This is a genomic window from Burkholderia sp. 9779_493, assembly GCF_015712215.1.
Classification (GTDB): domain Bacteria; phylum Pseudomonadota; class Gammaproteobacteria; order Burkholderiales; family Burkholderiaceae; genus Burkholderia; species Burkholderia cenocepacia.
Genome location: NZ_JACCQA010000026.1, coordinates 61,834 through 84,592, shown reverse-complemented (window position 1 = coordinate 84,592; position 22,759 = coordinate 61,834). Strand labels below are relative to the sequence as shown.

Genomic DNA, 22,759 nt, shown 5'->3' with positions numbered 1-22,759 from the left:
CGACCGTCGCTACGCGCTGCCTGATGCTTCTGGAGACATTGCATGACCGCACCTCTCGCGTTACCCGACATCGATCCGCAGGAAACCCGCGAATGGCTCGATGCGCTCGAATCCGTGATCGCGCTCGAAGGCCGTCCGCGCGCGCACTATCTGCTCGACCAGCTCGCCGATCTCGACGCGGCCCGGCATGGCGACCTGCACGGCCGCGTGACGACCGCGTACGTGAACACCGTGCCGCGCGAGCGGCAGCCGGCCTACCCGGGCGATCTCGCGCTCGAGCGGCGGCTGAACGCGATGATTCGCTGGAACGCGATGGTGATGGTGCTGCGCGCCGGCCGGCATTCGAACGTCGGCGGCCACATCGCGACCTACCAGTCGGCGGCCGTGCTGTACGACGTCGGCTTCGACCACTTCTTCCGCGGCCGCACCGATACGTTCGACGGAGACATGGTCTACATCCAGGGCCACTCGGCGCCCGGCATCTATGGCCGCGCGTACCTGGAAGGCCGCATCACCGACGCGCAGCTCGACCATTTCCGCCGCGAGACCGGCCGCGAAGCGGGCCGCGACGGACTGTCGTCGTATCCGCATCCGCGCCTGATGCCCGATTTCTGGCAGTTCCCGACCGTGTCGATGGGGCTCGGGCCGCTCACGGCCGCGTATCAGGCGCGTTTCATGCGCTACCTCGAATATCGCGGGCTGAAGGCGCATCAGGGCCGCAAGGTGTGGGCGTTTCTCGGCGACGGTGAAATGGACCAGCCCGAATCGCTCGCGGCGATCTCGCTGGCCGGGCGCGAGCGGCTCGACAACCTGATCTTCGTCGTCAACTGCAACCTGCAGCGCCTCGACGGCCCGGTGCGCGGCAACGGCAAGGTCATCCAGGAACTCGAAGGCACGTTCCGCGCGGCCGGCTGGAACGTCGTCAAGGTGATCTGGGGCGGCGGCTGGGATCGCTTGCTCGAACGCGACACGACGGGCCTGCTGCGCCAGCGCATGATGGAATGCGTGGACGGCGACTACCAGACCTTCAAGTCGCAAAGCGGCGCCTACGTGCGCGAGCATTTCTTCGGCAAGTACCCCGAACTGCTCGATCTGGTCGCCGACCTGTCCGACGACGACATCTGGAAACTGGCGCGCGGCGGCCACGATCCGGAGAAGGTGCATGCGGCCTATGCGCAGGCGATGCGCGCCGACGGCCGGCCGACCGTCGTGCTCGCGAAGACGGTCAAGGGCTTCGGGATGGGCGAAGCCGGCGAAGGCCAGAACGTGAACCATCAGTTGAAGAAGATGAGCGCGGATGCGGTACGTGCATTCCGCGACCGCTTCGCGCTGCCGGTCAGCGACGCGCAGCTCGACGCGCTGCCTTACCTGAAGCCGGAACCGGGCAGTGCCGAGGCACGCTATTTCGCGGAACGCCGCGCCGCGCTCGGCGGCCACGTGCCGGCCCGCTTCCACGCGGTCGCGCCGCTGCCGACGCCGCCGCTCGCCGCATTCGACGCGCAACTGAAAGACACCGGCGAGCGCGGCTTGTCGACGACGATGGCGTTCGTGCGCATCCTCGGCACGCTGCTGAAGGACCCACAGCTCGGCAAGCTGGTCGTGCCGATCGTGCCGGACGAGTCGCGCACGTTCGGGATGGAGGGCCTGTTCCGCCAGATCGGCATCCATTCGCATCTCGGCCAGCTCTATACGCCGCAGGACGCGGGTCAGCTCAGCTACTACAAGGAAGCGAAGGACGGGCAGATCCTGCAGGAAGGGATCAACGAATCGGGCGCGATCGCGTCGTGGATCGCGGCCGGCACCGCGTACAGCAACCACGGGTTGCCGGCGATCCCGTTCTACATCTTCTATTCGATGTTCGGGCTGCAGCGGGTCGGCGATCTCGCGTGGGCCGCCGGCGACGCGCGCACGCGCGGCTTCCTGCTCGGCGCGACGTCGGGCCGCACGACATTGATGGGCGAAGGGCTGCAGCACAACGACGGGCACAGCCAGGTGCTGTCGTCGGTGATTCCGAACTGCGTGTCGTACGACCCGACCTATGCGTACGAACTCGCGGTGATCGTGCGCGACGGGTTGCGGCGGATGTTCGCGGAGCAGGAGGACGTCTACTACTACATCACGCTGCTCAACGAGAACTATCCGCATCCGGCGCTGCCCGACGGTGCGGAAACCGGCATCCTGAAGGGGCTCTACCTGCTGCGCGACGGCCCGCCGCACGCGGCCGACGCGCCGCGCGTGCAGTTGATGGGCAGCGGCGCGATCCTGCGCGAAACGCTTGCCGCGAGCGACCTGCTCGCGCAGGACTTCGGCGTGTCGAGCGACGTCTGGAGCGCGACGAGCCTGACCGAGCTGCGCCGCGACGGGCTCGCCGCGGAACGCTGGAACCTGCTGCATCCGGACGCGGCGCCGCGCGTGCCGTACGTGCAGCAATGCCTCGACGGCCGCGCGGGGCCGGTGGTCGTCGCGACCGACTACATGAAGATCGTCGGCGACCAGATCCGGGCGTTCGTCGACGGTCGCCGCTTCGTGTCGCTCGGCACCGACGGCTTCGGCCGCTCGGATACGCGCGAGGCGCTGCGCACGTTCTTCGAGGTCGACCGGCACTTCATCGTGATCGCCGCACTGAAGGCGCTCGCCGACGACGGCATGATCGAACGGGCTCGCGTCGGCGAAGCGATCCGGCGTTACGGCATCGATATCGACAAGGTCGATCCGGCCACCGTGTAGTCATGCGGCGCGCGGCAGGCTGCATCGCATCGGCCTGCCGCGCCGCCGGCGCTACTGCCCCGACCGCGCGAGCGGACCGGGCGCGCCCTGCCCCGTGCCCGACGGCCAGCCGCCCGCGAGCGCCTTGTACAGCGCGACCGTCGATGCCGCGCTGCGCATCCGCCCGTCGGCCGCGGCGTCCTGCGCCTGCAGCAGCGTCCGCTGCGCGTCCAGCACTTCGTAGTAGTCGATCGCGCCGGCCGAGAACCGGGCCTGCGCGAGCTGCGCGGCGCGCGCGCTGTCGTCGGCCGCGCGCACGAGGTGCGCGGTCTCGTCGCGCGTGCGGGCGACACGCAGCAGCGCGTTCTCGGTTTCCTCCAGCGCGCCGAGCACGGTCTGCCGGTACTGCGCAAGCTGGCCGGCCGCTTCCGCGTCGCTCGCGGCGATCCGTGCGCGCACGCGGCCGACGTCGAGAAACGACCAGTCGATGCCGAGCGCGATCAGGTTCGTGTCGCTGCCCGCGCGAAAGAACCCGTAGCTGCTCGTCGCGCTGCCGAGCAGCCCCGACAGCGTGAAGCGCGGGAACAGGTCGGCGGTCGCGACGCCGACGCGCGCGGTCGCCGCATGCAGCCGCGCCTCGGCGGCCGCGACATCGGGCCGGCGGCGCAGCAGGTCGCCCGGCGTGCCGGGATCGATGTCGGCCGCGAGCGCCGGCAGCAGCACCGGCGTGCCGGTCGACGCGGCCGTCCCCGGCAGGTCGAACCGGCCGATCAGCGCGTCCGGCGTCTGCCCGGTCAGCACCGCGAGCCGATGCTCGTCGACGCCGATCGCGGCTTCGTACACGGCGATCCGCGAGGTCGTCGATTCGTACTGCGCACGCGCGCGCGCCGCATCCAGTTCGGAGCCGCGTCCCGCGCCGACGCGCGCATTGATCAGCGCGAGCGTCTGCTTCTGGTTGTCGGCATTCTCGCGGGCGATCCGCAAGCGCTCCTGCGAGCCGCGCAGATCGACGTACGTGCTCGCGACCTCGCCCGCGATCGCGACGCGCACCGCGCGCACGTCGGCCGCGCTGGCCGCCGTTTCCGCGCGCTGCGACTCGATCGAGCGGCGCACCCGGCCGAACAGGTCGAGTTCCCATGCGGCATTGATGCCGACGCTCGACGTCGGCGCATCGCGCTGGCTGCGCGGCGCGCCGAACGCCTGGTCCTTGCTCATCAGCCGATGGCCGATCTGGCCGCTCGCGGTAATCGTCGGATAGCGGTCGAATGTGGCCTGCGACAGCAGCGCATTCGATGCGTCGTAGCGCGATACGGCGACCTGCAGGTCCTGGTTCGCGGCGAGCGCGGCATCGATCAACTGCGTCAGCGTCGGATCGCCGAACCCGCGCCAGAACGTGGCATCGGCGGCAGCCGACGCGTCGGGCGGCGTCTCGGGCGCCGTATCGGCCGGCGCCGCATCGTGCTGCGTCGCCGGGTGGGCGTCGCGCGCGAACCGCGCGGCGGTGGCGGTGTCGGGCCGTTTGAAATCGGGGCCCACCGCGCATGCGGCGAGCGTCACCGACATCGCGAGCGCGGAAAGACGGAAAGCGGCGCTCATCGGTTTTCTCCTTCGAGGGTGCCGTGCTGTTCGCTCCAGACGGCCGGCGTGCCGCCCGCGAGCTTGCGGATCGCCACATAGAACACGGGCGTCAGGAACAGCCCGAACAGCGTGACGCCCAGCATCCCGGCGAACACGGTGATGCCGGTGGCCGCCCGCACCTCGCTGCCCGCGCCGCTGCCGATCAGCAGCGGCACCGAGCCCGCGATGAACGCGACCGACGTCATCACGATCGGACGCAGCCGCAGCTTGCACGCCTCGAGCGCGGCTTCGACCACGCCCTTGCCCTGGATCTCGAGTTCGCGCGCGAATTCGACGATCAGGATCGCGTTCTTGCACGCAAGCCCCATCAGCACGACCAGGCCGACCTGCACGAACACGTTGTTGTCGCCGCCGGACAGCCACACGCCGAACAGCGCCGCGCACATGCACACGGGCACGATCAGGATCACCGCGAGCGGCAGCGTCCAGCTCTCGTACAACGACGCAAGCACCAGGAACACCAGCATCACCGCGAGCGGGAACACGACGATCGCCGCGTTGCTCTGCGTGACCTGCTGATAGCTGAGGTCGGTCCATTCGAGCGTGATGCCCGGCGGCAGCACCTCCTTCGCGATCTGCTGCAGCTTCGCGATCGCCTGCGACGACGACATCATCTTCGGATCGGCGTCGCCGATCAGGTCGGCGGCCGGATAGCCGTTGTAGCGGACCACCGGGTCGGGGCCGTACGCGGGCCCGACCGTCACCATCGAGCCGATCGGCACCATCTCGCCCTTCGCGTTGCGCGTGCGCAGGTTCGCGATGTCGGCGGCCGTCTGCCGGTGGCCGGCGTCCGCCTGCGCCATCACGCGATACACGCGGCCGAACACGTTGAAGTCGTTCACGTACATCGAGCCGAGATACACCTGCAACGTATTGAACAGATCGGTCAGCGCGACGCCCTGCGCCTTCGCCTTCAGCCGGTCGACCTTCACCTCGAGCTGCGGGATGTTCGCCTGGTACGAGCTGACGGGATAGCTCATCCCCGGCGTCTTCGCGACCGCGGCCTGGAACGCGCCGAGCGCCTTCTGCAATTCGCCGTAGCCGAGCCCGCCGCGATCCTCCAGGTACAGCGAGTAGCCGGAGCCGTTGCCGAGGCCCTGGATCGGCGGCGGCATCAGCGCATAGGTGATGCCGCCGTCGATCGCCGCGAAGCGCGCGTTCAGGTCCGCATTGATCTGCGCGGCGCTGCGGTGACGCTGGTCGAACGGCTTCAGGATCACGTACGAGTTCGTGATGTTCGGCGTGTTCACGCCCTGCAACGCGTTCAGCCCCGCGAACGCCGGCACCATCTCGACGCCGTCGGTGCCGAGCGCGATCTTCGTCATCTGCTCGGTCACCGCGCTGGTGCGCGCGAGCGATGCGCCTTCCGGCAGCTTCGCGCCCGCGAACAGGTACAGCTTGTCCTGCACCGGGATGAAGCCGCCCGGCACCGCGTTGAACAGCAGCGCGGTCGCCGCGAGCAGCGCCGCATAGACGGCGAACACCACGCCGCGCCGCTTCAGCGTGCGCCCGACGACGCCGTGGTAGCGGTCGGAACTGCGCTCGAAGAAGCGGTTGAACGGATGAAACAACCAGCCGAATGCGCGATCGAGCCCGCGCGTCAACGCATCCTTCGGCGCGCCGTGCGGACGCAGCAGCTTCGCCGCGAGCGCGGGCGACAGCGTCAGCGAGTTGATCGCGGAGATCACCGTCGAGATCGCGATCGTCACCGCGAACTGCTTGTAGAACTGGCCGGTGACGCCCGACATGAACGCCATCGGCACGAACACCGCGCACAGCACGAGCGCGATCGCGACGATCGGCCCCGACACCTCGCGCATCGCCTGGTGCGCGGCATCGCGCGGGCTCAACCCCTGCGCGATGTTGCGCTCGACGTTCTCGACGACCACGATCGCATCGTCGACGACGATGCCGATCGCGAGCACGAGCCCGAACAGCGTGAGCGTGTTGATCGAATAGCCGAGCAGGTAGAGCCACGCGAACGTGCCGACCACCGACACCGGCACCGCGACGAGCGGAATGATCGACGCGCGCCAGGTCTGCAGGAACAGGATCACGACGAGCACGACCAGCACCACCGCCTCGACCAGCGTGTGCTGCACCGCGCGGATCGATTCGCGCACGAACACCGTCGGGTCCCACACGGGGCGGTACGCGACGCCAGGCGGGAAGCGCTTCGACAGCTCGTCGAGCTTCGCGTACACGGCCTTCGCGACGTCCAGCGCATTCGCGCCCGGCGACAGGAAGATGCCGACCACGGCCGAATGCTTGTCGTTGAAATACGAGCGCAGCGTGTAGTCGCCCGCGCCGAGCTCGATGCGCGCGACGTCGGACAGTTTCACCACCTGGCCGTCGTCGCCGTTGCGCAGCACGATGTCGCCGAATTCCTGCACCGTGCGCAGGCGGCCGCGCACGTTGATCGACACGAGGAAGTCGTTTTTCTTCGGCGACGGCTCCGCGCCGAGCTGGCCGGCCGACACCTGCACGTTCTGCTCGCGCACGGCCGCGATCACGTCGCTCGCGGTCAACCCGCGCGACGCGAGCCGGTTCGGGTCGAGCCACAGCCGCATCGCGTAGTCGCCGGAGCCGTACACGCCGACGTCGCCGATGCCGGTGAGCCGCGACAGCTCGTCCTTCACGTGCAGCGTCAGGTAATTGCGCAGGTACAGCGAATCGCGGCTGTTGTCCGGCGAATAGAGGCTCACGTACATCAGCGGCGTGGGCGACTGCTTCTGCGTGGTCACGCCGTACTGCCGCACCTCGTCGGGCAGGCGCGACAGCGCCTGGCTCACGCGGTTCTGCACGCGCACGGCGGCCGTGTCGGGATCGACGCCCTGCAGGAACGTGACGACGACCTGCAGGCTGCCGTCCGACCCGGCGACCGACTTCATGTACATGATGCCTTCGACGCCGTTGATCGCCTCTTCCAGCGGTTCGGCGACCGACTCGGCGATTTCCTTCGGGTTCGCGCCGGGGTACGTGGCACGCACGACGACGCTCGGCGGCACGACTTCCGGATATTCTCCGGCCGGCAGCATCGGAATCGAGATCAGGCCGAGCGCGAAGATGACGATCGACAGCACGACCGCGAAGATCGGCCGGTCGATGAAGAAACGGGAGAAATCCATCGTCTCGCTCCCGTCATTGCGCGGCAGGCGCGCCGGCATCGGCGAGCGCCTGCGTGGCGTTGCCCGCGTCGGCGCGCGCGGGCAGCGCCTTCGGCTTGACCTGCGCGCCCGGATAGTAGATGCGCTGCACGCCGTCGACCACCACGCGGTCGCCCGACTGCAGCCCCTTCTCGACGATCCGCTCGCCGTCGAGCTCGCGGCCGATCGTCACGTCGCGGCGCAACGCCTTGTCGCCGGGGCCGATCACGTAGACGTACTTGCGGTCCTGGTCGGTCAGCACGGCCTTGTCGTCGACCAGCAATGCATCTTGGTCGCGGCCGCTGACGAGCTGCACGCGCGCATACAGGCCCGGCGTAAACGTATGGTCCGCATTCGGCAGCCGCACGCGGGCGCGGATCGTGCCGGTTTGCGGATCGAGCCGGTTGTCGAGGAAATCGACGGTGCCCGCATGCGGAAAGCCCGTTTCGTTCGCGAGGCCGACGCGCACCGGATCGGCGCCGATCGCGCGATGCTTCGGATCGGCGCGCCGCGCGTTGTAGCGCAGGTAGCTCTGCTCGTCGCAATCGAAATACACATAGACGGGGTCCTGCGACACGACGGTCGTCAGCAGCGTGTCGTCCGCGCGTGCGAGGTTGCCGACGGTCGCGACCGCGCGGCCGACACGGCCCGCGATCGGCGCGCGCACTTCGGTGAAGCCGAGATTGAGCTTCGCGTCGGCCACGGCCGCATCGGCCGCCTGCAGATCGGCGCGCGCCTGCTCGGCGGCGGCGCGCGCGTTGTCGAGTTCTTCCTGCGACGTCGCATGCGCATCGATCAGCGTCTGCACGCGCTTGAGCTGCACGTTCGCGAGGCTCGCGGCCGCACGCGCGCGCTGCTGCTGCGCATTCGCACGGTCGAGCGCGATCCGGTACGGCCGCGGATCGATCTCGAACAGCAGCGCGCCCTGCGCGACCACATCGCCCTCCTTGTACGCGACACGCTGCAGATAGCCGCTGACGCGCGGCCGCAGTTCGACCGCGTCGACCGCTTCGACGCGCCCGTTGAATTCGTCCGCGAGGCGGATGGTGCGTGGCGCAACGGTGGCGACGCCGACTTCGGGAAGGGGATGAGCCGACGATGTGCCTTTGCCGTCGTGACAGCCCGACAACGCCAGCAACAGGGCGCAAGCCGCGCCCAAAGGCGACGTCCTGCGTAGGGAAAAGGAGAGCATGATGCCTCGCGACGGGTTAAACTGCCGCGTAGCATAAAAGTTGAAGTTAACTTCAAGTCAAGCTTTCCCGGAGGGCGTCATGGGTATCCAGGAAACCCCGCAATGGCCGCTGATGTCGATCCGCGAAGTGGCCGCGCGCAGCGGCGTGCCGGCGTCGACGCTGCGTTTCTACGAGACGCGCGGGTTGATCAAGTCGCACCGCAACGGCTCGAGCCATCGCCACTATTCGCGCGCGGTGCTGCGGCTGATCGCGTTCATCGTGTTCGCGCAGAAGATCGGCTATTCGCTCGACGAAATCGCCGAGCAGCTCGTCAGCCTGCCCGAGGACACCGCGCCGAGCAACAAGGACTGGCAGCGGCTGTCGCGCGGCTGGAAGCAGCGCGTCGCGAGCCGGATCGAGGAGCTGCAGCGACTCTACATCAACCTCGACGAATGCATCGGCTGCGGCTGCCTGTCGCTGAAACGCTGCAAGCTGACCAACCCGGAAGACCGCGCGGGCCGCAACGGGCCCGGCGCGCGGCGCTGGCTCGGCGACAAGCCGCCGACCGATTGCGAATGACGCGCCGGCCGGGCACGCGCTGCATCACCCGACGCGCCAGCCGCCGTTCACCGCGATCGTCGCGCCCGTGACGAACGACGCGCGCGGCCCGGCGAGCCACGCGACCGCGTCCGCGATGTCGTCCGGCTGCCCCGCGCGGCCGACCGGCGTCTGCTCGCGGATCGTCGCCGCGATGGCCGGCGCGACCCCGCCGTCGCCGAAGAAACGCGTATCCGCGATATAGCCGGGCGCGACCGTATTGACCGTCGCGCCGCGCGGCCCGAGTTCGCGTGCCAGCGCGACGGTGAAGCCTTCGACGCCGGCCTTCGCGGCCGCATACGCAAGGCCGCCCGGCAACAGGCTGCCGGCGCGCGCCGCGATCGAGCCGATGTTGACGATGCGCGCCGCATGCTCGGCCAGGTGCGGCAGCACGGCCATCGTCGTCAGGAACAGGCTTTTCAGGTTCGCGTCGAGCACCGCGTCCCAGACCACCTCGGCCTCGGCCGCTTCGGTATCCGCGCCGACGCGCCCGGTCAGCCCCGCGTTGTTGACCAGTACGTCGATGCGCGGCCAGCGCGCGACGATCGCAGCGACCGCCGCTTCCGCTTCGCGCCGCACGCCGAGGTCGCCGGCCTGCCCGATCGCCGCGCCGCCGAGACGCGCGACGGCCGCCGCCAGCCGCGCTCCGTCGCGCCCGACGATCGCGACGCGATACCCATCCTGCACCAGCCGGTGCGCGATCGCGAAGCCGATCCCGCTCGACCCGCCCGTGACGATCGCCGTTCGCTGCTGTTGATTGCCCGTCATGACCTGCCCTCCCGAATCTCGATGGTGAATGACAACCCCATTCTCGGTAACGCAGGGTGATAGGTAAAATACGAATTCGATGATCTACTGATACATGGAAGGTATCGCATGATCGATCTGCGCCAATTCCGGCAATTCATCGCGGTCGCCGAAACGCTCAGTTTCCGGCGCGCGGCCGAGCGGCTGCACATGGCCCAGCCGCCGCTCAGCGCGGCGATCCGCAAGCTCGAGGACGAACTGGGCGTCGCGTTGCTCGAACGCGACAACCGCGGCTCGCGGCTCACGCCGGCCGGCGAAGCCTTCCTGCTCGAAGCGCGGCGCACGCTCGAACAGGCCGAGCGCGCGGTGGCCGTGGCGCGCCGCGCGGGCGCCGGCCTCGGCGGCACGCTGCGGCTGCGCTTCGTCGACAGCACCGTCAACGCGCTGTTGCCGCTGATCCTGCGGGCATTCCAGGAACGGCATCCGAACGTCGATTTCCAGCTCGAGGAAGGCACGACCGCCGAGCAGGTGCTCGCGCTGCGTCAGGACCGCACCGACGCCGGCCTCGTCGTGCTGCCGGTGGCCGATGCCGGCGACGTGCACGTCGAACCGCTGCTGCGCGACCGAATGGTCGCCGCGCTGCCCGACGGCCACCGGCTCGCGCGCCGCCGCCGCATCGCGCTGGCCGAGCTGGCGGACGAACCGTGGGTCATGTTCGCCGCGCACCACGGGCCCGGCATGCATGCGCTGATCGTGACGGCGTGCGCGCAGGCGGGCTTCGCGCCGCGCGTGGTCCAGCAGCCGCGCCAGATGCAGACGACGGCCGGGCTCGTCGCGGGCGGCATCGGCGTCGCGCTGATGCCGCGCCTGTTCGTGCCGATGCAGCCGCAAGGCATTACGTTCTGCGAACTGAAGGATGCGGGCAGCCCGCTCGCATACGAACTGGCGCTCGCGTACCGCACGCCGTCGCCGCTCGTCGACGCGCTGCGCGAGAGCGCGCGCAACGCGGTGCGCGAACTCGGGCTGGTCGCCGCGACGTGACCGCGCGCGTCGCGCGCGGCGCTCAGTCGCCGATGAGGTTGAACGCGACGCCGAGCACGGCCTGCCGGAACGCCTCCGGCCGCGTCGGCAACGACGTGAACTCCAGCATCATGTGGCTGTACGACACCGTCGTGCCGATCGCGCTCGCGATCATGAAGAACAGCACGTTCGGATCGACCGGCCGGATCGTGCCGGCCTCGACCGCGTCCGCCAGCAGCGGAAACATCGCGTCGTGATACGGGCGCACGATCCGCTCCTGCAGCCGGTCGAGCCTCCCGCCCTCCTCGGTCGCCGCGGTCGAGAAGAACATGCCGATATCCGGCTCCGCGAATTCGTGATCGACGCACAGCTCGAGCGCGCGCCGCACGCGGTCGCGATGCGGCAGCGGCGACGTGCGCAACGCACGCAGCGCGTCGAACATCGGTTCGGCCAGCTCGACGATCTGCTCGACGACGGCCAGCCACAACGTTTCCTTCGTACCGAAGTGATGGGCGATCAACGCCGCATCGATGCCCAGCTCGCGCGCGACTTCGCGCACGCTCGTCGCATCGTAGCCGCGCTTCGCGAACGTGCGGCGCGCGGCCCGCAATATCACGTCCGGGCCGACGGACGCATCCGCCAGCGGCCGTCCGCGCGTACGCCGCTTCGACGGTGCGCGCTCAGTGACTTCTGCCACGTTTTTCCTGCTCCTTGAACGATTCGAATGCCCGTGCTCGGTCCCCGGTTTCACGTACCGGAAGCGGGCGGCCTGCCCCGCTCCGTTGACACGCGGAGCCGGGAAGCGCTAGGATCATACCTTATTCATCACGTGATGATTGATCCATGACAACCCCTACACGCATCGTCATCGTCGGCGGCGGGATCGCCGGGCTGCAGCTCGCGACCCGCCTGGGCGAGCGTCTCGGCCGCTCCGGGCGGGCGCAGATCACGGTCGTCGATCGCAGTCCGACGCACATCTGGAAGCCGATGCTGCACACGATCGCGGCCGGCACGCGCGACGTCCAGCAGCAGCAGGTGATCTTCCTCGCCCATGCCCGCGACCACGGCTACACGTACCAGCCCGGCGAACTGAAGGGGCTCGATCGCGCACGCCGCCGCGTGCAGCTCGGCGAGATCCGCTCGCAGGACGGCGACGTCGTGATCGACGCACGCGAACTCGAATACGACGTGCTGATCCTCGCGCTCGGCAGCCAGGCCAACGATTTCGGCGTGCCTGGCGTGCGCGAGCACTGCTACTTCATCGACAGCCAGCAGCAGGCCGAGACCTTCAACGAAGCGTTGCGGATGCGCGTGTTCCGCAGCATCGCGCGCGACGAGCCGTTTCGCGTCGCGATCGTCGGCGCGGGGGCGACGGGCGTGGAACTCGCGGCGGAGTTGAGCCGCTTGCTGGAGGTCGCGCAGGCCTATGGCGACGACACGGTGCGCGAGCGACTGCAACTCACGCTGCTCGAAAGCGGCCCGCGCATCCTCAACGCGTTTCCGCCGAGGATTTCCGCGTCGGCCCAGCGGCGGCTCGAGCAGATCGGTTTTCGCGTACTCACGTCGACGCGCGTCACGTCCGCCGACGCGAACGGTTTCCACTACGGCGACGGTTCGTTCGCCGAAGCGGACCTGATGGTGTGGGCGGCCGGCGTGAAGGCGCCCGATTTCATGCAGGCGCTGGGCGGACTCGACACGAACCGCGCGAACCAGATCGTCGTCGGCCCCACGCTGCAGGCGACCGGCGACGAGCGCGTGTTCGCGATCGGCGATTGCGGCAGCCTGCTGCCCGACGGCCACGAACGGCCGCTGCCGCCGACCGCGCAGGTCGCGACGCAGCAGGCCGAGCATCTCGCGAAGCATCTGCCCGCGTGGCTCGACGGCACGCCGATTCCGCCGTTCGCGTTCCACGATTTCGGCGCGCTGGTGTCGATCAGCGACTACGACGCGTTCGGCACGCTCGGGCAGTTCGGATTCTTCCGCGGCGGCTTCATCCAGGGCCGCTTCGCGCAGTTCAGCCACCTGATGCTCTACCGGCGGCACCAGCAGGCGCTGCACGGTTTCTCCAAGGCGACCCTGCTGTGGATCGCCGAACGGATCAACGGCTGGGTGCAGCCGCGCATCCGCCTGTCGTGATGCCGCGTGTCGCGGCACCGCGCAACGTTTCGAGGAACAGAGACATGAACAATCGTGTAGCGCCCTGGCTCATGACCGTCGCCGCAATCGGCAGCTTCGACATGCCGTCCGTTTCGTGGAGCGGGCCGCGACGGCGCAGCGTCACGCGTGACCGGCTGCCGTCGTGGGACGCGACGAGCAAGCCGACCATCAGCGTGCTCGAACGGCCCACGGCCGACACCGTGATGATTTCGTGGTGCGATGCATGCACCGGGCATTACGGCTACCAGAAGTGGCGCCTGTTCACGACGCGCAAGTGCGGCGTGTGCGCGCTGTCGGGGCGCGCGATCGAGATCGGCGACAGCGTCTATGCGCCGCAACTGCTCGGCTCGACGCCGGGCAACGCCGCCGCGATGGTGCTCGCGGCGTGCATCGACGAAGCGCTCGCGGCCTGACCGTCAGGTCGACGTGGCCTGACCGGCGCCATAGGCCGGGTCGCCGTTCTGCCGTTCGAGTTCGGCATCGAGATGCGCGGCATGCGCGTGCGCTTCCGACTCCGACATCAGCTCGCCTTCCCACTTCGCGACCACCGCGCTGGCGATCGAGTTGCCCACCGCATTGGTGGCCGAGCGGCCCATGTCGAGAAACGTGTCGACACCGAGAATCAGCAGCAGCCCGGCTTCCGGGATGTTGAACTGGTGCAGCGTCGCCGCGATCACGACGAGCGACGCGCGCGGCACGCCGGCCATCCCCTTCGACGTCATCATCAGGATCAGCAGCATCGTGACCTGCGTGCCGAGCGACAGGTGGATGTCGTACGCCTGCGCGATGAACAGCGTCGCGAACGTGCAGTACATCATCGAGCCGTCGAGGTTGAACGAATAGCCCATCGGCATCACGAAGCTCGAGATCTTGCGGCGCACGCCGAACCGGTCGAGCGCGTCGAGGACCTTCGGATACGCGGCTTCCGAGCTCGCGGTCGCGAACGACAGCATGAACGCTTCCTTGATCAGCACGAGCAGCTTGAACACGCGGCGACCGAGGAACAGCAGCCCGGCCGCGACGAGCGTGGCCCACAGCAGCACGAGGCTCGCGTAGAAGTCGCCCATGAACACCGCGAACTTCAGCAGGATCGACAACCCGTTGATCGCGACGGTCGACGCCATCGCGGCCATCACCGCGAGCGGCGCGAGCTTCATCACGTAGCCGGTGATCTTCAGCATCACGTGCGCGAGCTGGTCGATCGCGGCGACCAGGATCTTGCCGCGCTCGCCGAGTGCGGCGAGCGCGACGCCGAAGAACATCGAGAACACGACGATCTGCAGGATCTCGTTGTTCGCCATCGCCTCGGCGATCGACTTCGGCACCATGTGGCCGACGAAATCCTTCAGCGTGAACTTGGACGTCGCGAGATGCGCGGACGCGCCGATGTCCGGCAGCGGCAGCCCGAGGTTCTCGCCGGGCCGCAGCAGGTTCGCCATCAGCAGCCCCAGCAGCAACGAGATCAGCGACGCGGTGACGAACCAGCCGAGCGCCTTCACGAACACGCGCCCGACCGACGACGCATCGCCCATGTGCGCGATGCCGACGACGAGCGTCGAGAACACCAACGGGCCGATCACCATCTTGATCAGCCGCAGGAACACGTCGGACACGAGCGAGATGTAGCCGGCGATTTCCGCGGCCGATTGCTTGTCGGGAAGCTGCGTGTAGATCAGGTAGCCGACCAGGATGCCGGCTGCCATCGCGAGCAGGATCCACCCTGCTGCAGACATTCGTTTGTTCATGACGGGATTCGCCGCATGGCGATGGAGTTGACGGAAGAAAGCTGCGCGCGCCGTGCCTCGGTGCGCACCGGGCGCGCCGCTGCGGCTGCCGGATGCCCGCTGACGGACACGCTTGCCGCCGCACCGGCATTCGCGGCAACGCGAACGCCGGCGGCAGCGATTCAACTTGAAGCGATCGCGTCAGTAGCCGATCGCCGAGCCGGCCGGACGGCGCGGGTCGTTGTAGCCGTAGATGAAGCCGACGCGCACGTTGCCGGACACCGACGAATCGTTCCCGGAACTCTGGCGGCTCGCCGCTTCGGTGCCCGGCAGGCCGACCATGATCAGCTCGGCGGCGCCCCACGGCGTCTGCTCGACCATCTTGTAGCCCATGTTGCGCAGGATCGCGAGCGTGTCCGGCGACAGGCCGTAGGTTTCGTAATAGACCGCGTCGGGCAGCCACTGGTGATGGATGCGCGGCGCGGCGACCGCGTCCTGCGGCGTCATCCCGTAGTCGATCACGTTCAGCACGGTCTGCAGCGTGATCGTGATGATGCGCGAGCCGCCGGGCGAACCGACCACCATGAACACCTTGCCGTCCTTCTTCACGATGGTCGGCGCCATCGACGACAGCGGACGCTTGCCCGGCGCGATCGAGTTGCGCGTGCCCTGCACGAGGCCGAACAGGTTCTGCGCGCCGACCTTCACGGTGAAGTCGTCCATCTCGTCGTTCAGGAAGAAGCCCGTGCCCGGCGCGATGACCACGGCGCCGAAGCGGCCGTTGACCGTGTAGGTCGTCGACACCGCATTGCCGTCGTGGTCGACGATCGAGTAATGCGTCGTTTCCGGCTTCTCGTGCACGCCGACACCGGGCTGCACGTCGACCGACGGCGTCGCCGTATCGGCATGGATGCTCTTGCGGATCTGCGCCGCGTACTCCTTGCTCGTCAGCTTCGCGATCGGGTTGTCGATGAAGTCCGGATCGCCGAGCAGCGTGTTGCGATCTTCGTACGCATGGCGCATCGCCTCGGTCATGTAGTGCACCGCCGCGGCCGAGTGGTAGCCGAGCTTGCGCAGGTCATATCCTTCGAGGATGTTCAGCGTCTCGCACATCGTCACGCCGCCCGAGCTCGGCGGCGGCGCCGACACGAACTCGTAGCCGCGATACGTGCATGTCAGCGGCGCCATGTCCTGCGCGCGATAGGACGCGAAATCGGCCGCCGTGATCACGCCGCCGCCGCGCTTGGCCGCCGCTTCCACGATCTTCGGGATCTCGCCGTGATAGAACGCGTCGGGCCCCTGCTCCGCGATGCGCTCGAGCGTGCGCGCCAGATCCTTCTGCACCAGGCGATCGCCCGGCTGCAGCGCCGTGCCGTCCGGGCGCAGGAAGATGCGCGCGGCTTCCGGATCCTTCCTGAAGCGCTCGACCGTCGTGTCGAGGATATCGGTATCGCCGCGCGTCAGCACGAAGCCGTCGCGCGCGAGCCGGATCGCCGGCGCCATCACCTGCCGGCGCGTCAGCTTCCCGTATTTGCGCTGCGCGAGATCGAGGCCGGCCACCGTGCCCGGCACGCCGACCGCACGGTAGCCGTACAGGCTCTGGTCCGGAATCACGTTGCCCGCCGCATCGAGATACATGTTCGCGGACGCCGCGGCCGGCGCGGTCTCGCGGAAATTGATGAAGCGGTCGCGACCGTCGGCCAGGTGGATCGTCATGAAGCCGCCGCCGCCGATGTTGCCGCAGCACGAGTTGGTCACGGCCTGCGCATAGCCGACGGCCACTGCCGCGTCCACCGCATTGCCGCCTGCCTTCAGGATGTCGACGCCGATCTGCGATGCGAAGTGCTGCGACGACACGACCATGCCGTTCTTCGCTTCGACCGCCGGGTCCGACGCGGCGAACGCGCACACGCTCATCGCCGACAACAGGGTGAGTACTACGAGCCGCCTCATGACGGAATCCTCCAGACGAATAAACCGGGCCATGCCGGGATGCGTCGACCGCGCAATTGGTTGGTCGACGCTGCCGATTCGACATGTAATAAACGATACATTTCAATGAGGCCGCGATCATATCATTCGCTTTTTTGTACCAAAACCTAGGGTAACCACTGAATTTAAAGCGAAACATCCGAGATACATCGGGTGAAGCATGTTTGATTTATTACATATATGAACATATCGTCTGGGCAGGTGATGCGTCCCTCTAATTTGAAACCGCACGCGGCCTGCCGCCCCGCGATCGGCTAACATGCGTGCAGTTGCCGGCAGACGCCCGTCTGCCGTTTCATTGGGTCATTCAATTCAGATAGAGAGCCGGAGTGCCGATGGGGACGAGCATCAGGGCGTTGCTGTTATCCCAAATGGATAGCTTCACGCCGTCGGAACAGAAGGTCGCGCAGGCGTTGCTGGATCGCTATCCCAGTCTGGGGCTGGGCCCCATCGCGCAGGTTGCGAAGCAGGCGGAAGTCAGCGACCCGACCGTGTTCCGCTTCGTCGTCCGGATCGGTTTTCCGAACTACTCGTCGTTCCAGCAGGCGCTGCACGACGAGATCGACACCGCGATGAATTCGCCGCTCGCGCGGATGGATGCGTTCCACTCGGAAACGGGCATGCGCGACAGTCACGCGGCGATTTTCCAGCGGCTGTCCGAATCGCTCGCGACGACGATCGACGGGCTCGACGCGGCCGCGTTCGACGCAGCCGTGGCGGTGCTGGCCGATCCGGACGTGCGCGTCTTCTGCGGCGGCGGGCGCTATACGGCGCCGCTTGCGTCGCTGTTCTCGTTCACGCTGGCCTATGCGCGGCCGCACGTGCAGTACGTCGAGCCGAACGTGAATCTCGCGTCCGTCGCGCTGGCCGACATGGGGCGCAACGACGTACTCGTGATCTTCGATTTTCGCCGTTACCAGAAGGACAGCATCCGCTTCGCGCAGGCTGCGCACCAACTCGGCGCGCGAATCCTGCTGATCACCGACGAATGGCGCTCGCCGATCGGCGAGTTCGCGGAGATCGTGCTGCGCATCCAGGGCCGCCCTTTCGCGATGCTGCAGACCAACGTGCCGGCGCTGGCGCTCGCCGAAGCGCTGGTGATCGGTGTGACGAACCGGCTGCCGGAACTGGCGCGGCAGCGGATGGAGAAGATCGAGCAGCTCAATGCGGGCGGGATCGAGTGGGATGTGAGCCGGCGGGATTTGCCGGAGTGATGACGCGTCACCCTCCGCCGGCAGGGATCAGCTCTCGACATCCTCCAGACTGAACACTTCCGTCTTGTCGTTATACGAAAAGACCTCCCCATACCGCCCCCAGTCGATCACCGCATCGAGCGTTTCCTCCGCCGCCTCGTCGGACAGAAAATCCTCCAGCTCCTGCTCGAAGCGCACGCGCGGCGCACGATGGCCCGGACGCTCGTTCAGCACCTTCCTGATTCGCGCCGCGAGCGGCACGTGCTTCAGCAGGTGATCGGCGAACATCAGCTTGCGCTCCTGCGTGCCGAATTCCGCGAACACGCGGGCGGGCGGCGTCAGAAACACGTCGCCCTCGCGCACGTCCGCGAAGCCGAGGTGCTGCAGCACTTCCGCGATCGGGAACAGTTCATCGACCTCCAGATGCAGCGAGCGTGCGATTTCCGGCATGTCGGCGCGGCCATGGTACGGCGCCATCGCGAGCGTTTCGATCAGGCCGGCCATCAGGTTGGTCGACACACGCGGCATCCAGCTACCCAGCTCGAGCCCCTTCTTCGTCGCCTCGCCGGTCTGGCGCGCGGTCATCTTCGCGTAGATGTCGTCGACGAGCTTGCGGAAATCGGCATCGAGCCGGTTACGCGGATGCTTGAACGGCACCTTGATCTCGGCGATCACGCGGCCCGGATTCGACGACAGCACGAGAATCCGGTCGCACATGAACACCGCTTCCTCGATGTTGTGCGTGACGATCAGCACCGACTTGATCGGCATCCGGCCTTGCGTCCACAGGTCCAGCAAATCGGTACGCAGCGTTTCAGCCGTCAGCACGTCGAGCGCGGAAAACGGCTCGTCCATCAGCAGAATGGTCGGGTCGACGACGAGCGCGCGCGCAAAACCGACGCGCTGGCGCATCCCGCCCGACAGCTCGCGCGGATACGCGTTCTCGAAACCGTCGAGACCGATCAGGTCGATCGCGGCGAGCGCACGTTCGCGCCGCTCGCGCGCGCCGACGCCGAGCGCCTCCAGCCCGGCTTCCACGTTCTGCAACACGGTCAGCCACGGGAACAGCGCGAAGGTCTGGAACACCATCGCGACGCCTTCGGCCGGGCCGCGCAGCGGCTTGCCGAGGTAGGTCACTTCGCCGCCGGTCGGCTCGATCAGGCCGGCGATGATGCGCAACAGCGTCGATTTCCCCGAGCCCGAGCGGCCGAGCAGGCCGACGATCTCGCCTTCGCGCAGCGACAGGTTCGCGTCGTCGAGCACGAGCAGCTCGCCCTGCGTCTTGTTGAAGCCGCGGTTCACGTGCTCGACGCGCAGGATTTCTTCACCGAGCCGCGGCGGCTGCAGCGGCTGGGACGTCTTGACGGGGGCGTTGATAACGGTCGAATTTTGCATCGCGCTTACTCTCAATCGAGACGGAGCCGGGATTCCGCATAGGCGTACATCGGACGCCACAGCAGGCGGTTGAACAAGGTAACGAACAGGGACATCACGGCGATGCCGAGGATGATCTTCGGGAAATCGCCGGCGGCGGTCGTTTGAGCGATATACGAGCCCAGGCCGTGCGCGACGACCTTCGTATCGCCCCATTGCACGAACTCGGACACGATGCTCGCGTTCCAAGCGCCGCCCGACGCGGTGATCGCGCCGGTCACGTAGTACGGGAAGATGCCGGGCAGCATCGCCTGGCGCCACCACTGCCAGCCGCGGATGCGGAAATTCTTCGTCGCTTCCTTGTAGTCGTTCGGATAGGACATCGCGCCGGCGATCACGTTGAACAGGATGTACCACTGCGTGCCGAGCACGATCAGCGGCGACAGCCAGATGTCCGCGTTCAGGTGGAAGTGGACGATGACGATCACGAACACCGGGAACAGCAGGTTCGCCGGAAACGCGGCGAGGAATTGCGCGAGCGGCTGGATCTTCTCGGCGAGCTTCGGGCGCAGCCCGATCAGCACGCCGAGCGGCACCCAGATCACCGACGCGATCGCGATCAGCACCAGCACGCGCAGCAGCGTGATCAGCCCGAGCACGAGCACGTGGCCCACCTCGCCCATCGTCACGCCGGTCGCGACGAAACTGACGACGCGCCACACGACGTACAGCGTCAGCGCGATCACGAACGCGCCCCACACGATGTCGCCGATGCGCGACGAACGGCGCGACGATGCGCCGCGCACGCGCGTACCCGCCAGCGACGGCACGCGCAGCGGAATCCGCGCGGCCTGCGACAGCAGCCAGCCGGCCGGCACGAGCAACTGATGGATCAGGTGCGTGCGACGCATCATGTCGAGCAGCCACGATTGCGGCGCATCGCCCGACGCGGTGTTCTCCATCCGGAACTTGTCGGCCCACGCGACGAGCGGACGGAACAGGAACTGGTCGTACGCGAGGATCACGACCGACATCGCGACGATCACCCAGCCGACCGCGCCGAGATTCTTGTCCGCGATCGCCTGCGCGAGATACGCACCGATGCCCGGCAGCGTGATCGTCTGGTTGCCGACGGTGATCGCCTCGGATGCGACGACGAAGAACCAGCCGCCCGACATCGACATCATCATGTTCCAGATCAGGCCGGGCATCGAGAACGGCACCTCGAGCTTCCAGAAGCGCTGCCACGGCGTCAGGTGAAAGCCGCGCGACACTTCGCTCAGGTCGCGCGGCACCGTGCGCAGCGACTGGTAGAAGCTGAACGTCATGTTCCACGCCTGGCTCGTGAAGATCGCGAAGATCGCGGCCAGCTCGGCGCCGAGCACGCGGCCCGGAAACAGCGCGAGGAAGAACGTGACGGTAAACGAGATGTAGCCGAGCACCGGCACCGACTGCAGGATGTCGAGGATCGGGATCAGCACCATGCCCGCGCGGCGGCTCTTGGCCGCGAGCGTGCCATAGACAAGCGTGAATACGAGCGACGCGATCATCGCGGCGAGCATCCGCAGCGTGGTGCGCAGCGCGTATTCGGGCAGGTTCGACGGATCGAGCGAGATCTTCTGCGTCTGGAGTACGCCGATCGGCGCCATCGTCTCGTGAAAACCGACGATCGCCATCGCCAGCACGCAAATGATCAGCGGAAACGCGACCGCATCCCAGCGGTTGGGCAGCACGCGCCACGCCGACGCGTTGGCAGTGCGATTCGGATCGAAGAAACGGATATCCATCGGTAGCGTCTTGTGTGGAATTGAAAATCGATGGGGTCGGCCGCCTGTCGCGCAGCCGGGCGTCGCACTCGCGGTGCGAATCAGAACAGCCCGTGCAGTGGCCGGTATGAGGTGGCCGGCAACGCGAACCGCCGCACCGCACCGTCCTTGACGAAACGAAGACCGGCACCGGGATGAATGCCGACACCGACGATGCCGCAGGCAACGATCAGAAAAAGCAGCGCGAGGCCGAGGGCGCGTGTGCGGTGAGCGACCGCACCGCCCGTTTCCGTTGCCGCGAGGTTCGGCATGAAGGGCTCCGGAGAGGGGTTCGGAGTGGGAGGCTATCGGGCGGCCGTGACGCAAATGTGACGTGTCACTTACAGGACATTGACGGCTCATCCGGGCGGAATCGTGCATCGCCCCGTCGGCTGTCAATGCGAGTGTTCAACCTCGTAACGGGCGGGAATAAATCCGCCGCTTCGCCGGTATCGCATGCGAATGCGCCGGCTTATTCCAGGACGATCCGGCCGTCCGGTTTCGTCACACGAATGCGAGGCTCACATGTCTTCATCGACCCCCACCCGCCCGTCGCGCCGCAAGGCCCTGCAATGCATGGCCTTCGGCGGCCTCGGTACGCTGTTCACGTTGTCGGGCGGCATCCTCACGCCGTTCGACCTCGCGCTTGCGCAAGCCGGCGATGCGCGCCCGGCCGACGCGGGCCGGCCGCTGTTCGTGCAGATCAGCGATACGCACATCGGCTTCAACAAGGACGCGAATCCGGACGTGTCGGCCACGCTGAAGCAGACGATCGACCTCGTCAACGGGATGCCCGCGCTGCCGGCGCTGACGATCCACACCGGCGACATCACGCACCTGTCCAAACCCGAGGAATTCGATCACGCGTCGCAGTTGCTGTCCGCGCTGCGCGTGACGGAACTGCATACGGTGCCCGGCGAACACGACGTCACCGACGGGTCGGGCGCCGAATATTTCGGCCGGTTCGGCAAGGCGTCGGACAACCGCGGCTATTACAGCTTCGACCACGCGGGCGTGCACTTCATCGGCCTCGTCAACGTGATGCACTTCAAGCCGAACGGGCTCGGCAGCTTCGGCGACGAGCAGCTCGCGTGGCTCGCGCAAGACCTGAAAGGCCGCTCGTCGAGCACGCCGATCGTCGTGTTCTCGCACATGCCGATGTGGACCATCTACGAACCGTGGGGCTGGGGCACCGGCGACGCGCCGCAGACGATGGCATTGCTGCGCCGCTTCGGCTCGGTCACCGTCCTGAACGGGCACATCCATCAGATCGTGTCGAAGGTCGAGGGCAACGTGACGTTCCACACCGCCCGCTCGACCGCGTTCCCGCAGCCGACGGCCGGCAACGGCCCGGGCCCCGTGCCGCTCACGGTGCCGCACGACCGGCTGCCGTCGATGCTCGGCGTGACGACCGTCGAGTTTGCCGGCCATCCGGTCGCGTCGTCGCTGCACGATGCGACGCTCGCGTGATCGATATAAGGAGAACGA

17 protein-coding genes are annotated in these 22,759 nt (G+C 67.6%); 7 read left to right on the top strand and 10 right to left on the bottom strand.

What is annotated here, in order from left to right; all coding sequences use genetic code 11:
- Window positions 1-42: 42 nt before the first annotated feature.
- On the top strand, window positions 43-2,727 hold the full coding sequence (gene aceE / locus H0X95_RS24785; RefSeq protein WP_006496896.1) for a pyruvate dehydrogenase (acetyl-transferring), homodimeric type: 2,685 nt from the start codon (window positions 43-45) through the stop codon (window positions 2,725-2,727).
- Between the two features lie 51 nt (window positions 2,728-2,778).
- Here the strand turns inward: aceE and H0X95_RS24780 are convergent, their stop codons facing one another.
- Genes H0X95_RS24780 through H0X95_RS24770 form a run of 3 tightly spaced genes read right to left on the bottom strand, consistent with a single transcriptional unit; the run spans window position 2,779 to window position 8,682 of the window.
- Window positions 2,779-4,302: an efflux transporter outer membrane subunit gene (locus tag H0X95_RS24780; protein ID WP_058903267.1), complete on the bottom strand. Its 1,524-nt coding sequence runs from the start codon at window positions 4,300-4,302 to the stop codon at window positions 2,779-2,781.
- Window positions 4,299-7,472, bottom strand: a complete 3,174-nt coding sequence (locus H0X95_RS24775; protein WP_006496894.1) for an efflux RND transporter permease subunit — start codon at window positions 7,470-7,472, stop codon at window positions 4,299-4,301. Before H0X95_RS24775 ends, H0X95_RS24780 begins: the two co-directional genes overlap by 4 nt.
- 13 nt (window positions 7,473-7,485) lie before the next feature.
- Window positions 7,486-8,682, bottom strand: coding sequence for an efflux RND transporter periplasmic adaptor subunit (locus tag H0X95_RS24770; RefSeq protein ID WP_059720742.1), 1,197 nt, complete (start codon window positions 8,680-8,682; stop codon window positions 7,486-7,488).
- Window positions 8,683-8,761: 79 nt separating this feature from the next.
- Between H0X95_RS24770 and soxR the strand changes: the two genes are divergently transcribed.
- Complete coding sequence (gene soxR / locus H0X95_RS24765) at window positions 8,762-9,241, top strand: redox-sensitive transcriptional activator SoxR (protein ID WP_006485131.1); 480 nt, start codon at window positions 8,762-8,764, stop codon at window positions 9,239-9,241.
- Window positions 9,242-9,265: 24 nt separating this feature from the next.
- Here soxR and H0X95_RS24760 read toward each other — a convergent pair whose 3' ends face one another.
- Window positions 9,266-10,027: an SDR family NAD(P)-dependent oxidoreductase gene (locus H0X95_RS24760; protein ID WP_109342583.1), complete on the bottom strand. Its 762-nt coding sequence runs from the start codon at window positions 10,025-10,027 to the stop codon at window positions 9,266-9,268.
- A gap of 108 nt (window positions 10,028-10,135) precedes the next feature.
- Between H0X95_RS24760 and H0X95_RS24755 the strand changes: the two genes are divergently transcribed.
- The gene (locus H0X95_RS24755; RefSeq protein WP_059720741.1) at window positions 10,136-11,047 is read left to right on the top strand and encodes a LysR family transcriptional regulator; all 912 of its coding nucleotides are present in this window, start codon (window positions 10,136-10,138) and stop codon (window positions 11,045-11,047) included.
- A 22-nt stretch (window positions 11,048-11,069) separates the two neighbouring features.
- On the opposite strand, the gene H0X95_RS24750 is transcribed toward H0X95_RS24755, so the two are convergent.
- Window positions 11,070-11,723 carry a TetR/AcrR family transcriptional regulator gene (locus H0X95_RS24750; RefSeq protein ID WP_006496890.1) on the bottom strand — a complete coding sequence of 218 codons (654 nt, stop codon included), beginning with the start codon at window positions 11,721-11,723 and terminating at the stop codon, window positions 11,070-11,072.
- A 146-nt stretch (window positions 11,724-11,869) separates the two neighbouring features.
- Here H0X95_RS24750 and H0X95_RS24745 point away from each other — a divergent pair, with 146 nt between their 5' ends.
- Complete coding sequence (locus tag H0X95_RS24745; RefSeq protein WP_059720740.1) at window positions 11,870-13,162, top strand: NAD(P)/FAD-dependent oxidoreductase; 1,293 nt, start codon at window positions 11,870-11,872, stop codon at window positions 13,160-13,162.
- A 44-nt stretch (window positions 13,163-13,206) separates the two neighbouring features.
- Complete coding sequence (locus tag H0X95_RS24740; RefSeq protein ID WP_059720739.1) at window positions 13,207-13,596, top strand: DUF3331 domain-containing protein; 390 nt, start codon at window positions 13,207-13,209, stop codon at window positions 13,594-13,596.
- A gap of 3 nt (window positions 13,597-13,599) precedes the next feature.
- Here H0X95_RS24740 and H0X95_RS24735 read toward each other — a convergent pair whose 3' ends face one another.
- Together H0X95_RS24735 and ggt are read right to left on the bottom strand one after the other, a co-directional pair.
- Entirely contained in the window at window positions 13,600-14,928 is a 1,329-nt protein-coding gene (locus H0X95_RS24735; protein ID WP_059720738.1) for a dicarboxylate/amino acid:cation symporter, read from the bottom strand.
- 180 nt (window positions 14,929-15,108) lie between these two features.
- Complete coding sequence (gene ggt / locus H0X95_RS24730) at window positions 15,109-16,860, bottom strand: gamma-glutamyltransferase (RefSeq protein WP_006496886.1); 1,752 nt, start codon at window positions 16,858-16,860, stop codon at window positions 15,109-15,111.
- Window positions 16,861-17,234: 374 nt separating this feature from the next.
- Here ggt and H0X95_RS24725 point away from each other — a divergent pair, with 374 nt between their 5' ends.
- A complete protein-coding gene (locus tag H0X95_RS24725) occupies window positions 17,235-18,113 on the top strand; it encodes a MurR/RpiR family transcriptional regulator (RefSeq protein WP_006484428.1) in 879 nt (292 codons plus the stop codon).
- Window positions 18,114-18,140: 27 nt separating this feature from the next.
- Here the strand turns inward: H0X95_RS24725 and H0X95_RS24720 are convergent, their stop codons facing one another.
- The 3 genes from H0X95_RS24720 to H0X95_RS24710 all read right to left on the bottom strand — a co-directional run bounded on the left by H0X95_RS24720 (window position 18,141) and on the right by H0X95_RS24710 (window position 21,543).
- A complete protein-coding gene (locus H0X95_RS24720) occupies window positions 18,141-19,487 on the bottom strand; it encodes an ABC transporter ATP-binding protein (RefSeq protein WP_006496879.1) in 1,347 nt (448 codons plus the stop codon).
- 11 nt (window positions 19,488-19,498) lie between these two features.
- Complete coding sequence (locus H0X95_RS24715) at window positions 19,499-21,253, bottom strand: ABC transporter permease (RefSeq protein ID WP_006484435.1); 1,755 nt, start codon at window positions 21,251-21,253, stop codon at window positions 19,499-19,501.
- A gap of 80 nt (window positions 21,254-21,333) precedes the next feature.
- Complete coding sequence (locus H0X95_RS24710; RefSeq protein WP_058903271.1) at window positions 21,334-21,543, bottom strand: hypothetical protein; 210 nt, start codon at window positions 21,541-21,543, stop codon at window positions 21,334-21,336.
- Between the two features lie 253 nt (window positions 21,544-21,796).
- On the opposite strand from H0X95_RS24710, the gene H0X95_RS24705 reads away from it, so the two are divergent.
- Complete coding sequence (locus H0X95_RS24705; protein WP_058903272.1) at window positions 21,797-22,741, top strand: metallophosphoesterase family protein; 945 nt, start codon at window positions 21,797-21,799, stop codon at window positions 22,739-22,741.
- The last annotated feature ends 18 nt before the right edge of the window (window positions 22,742-22,759 follow it).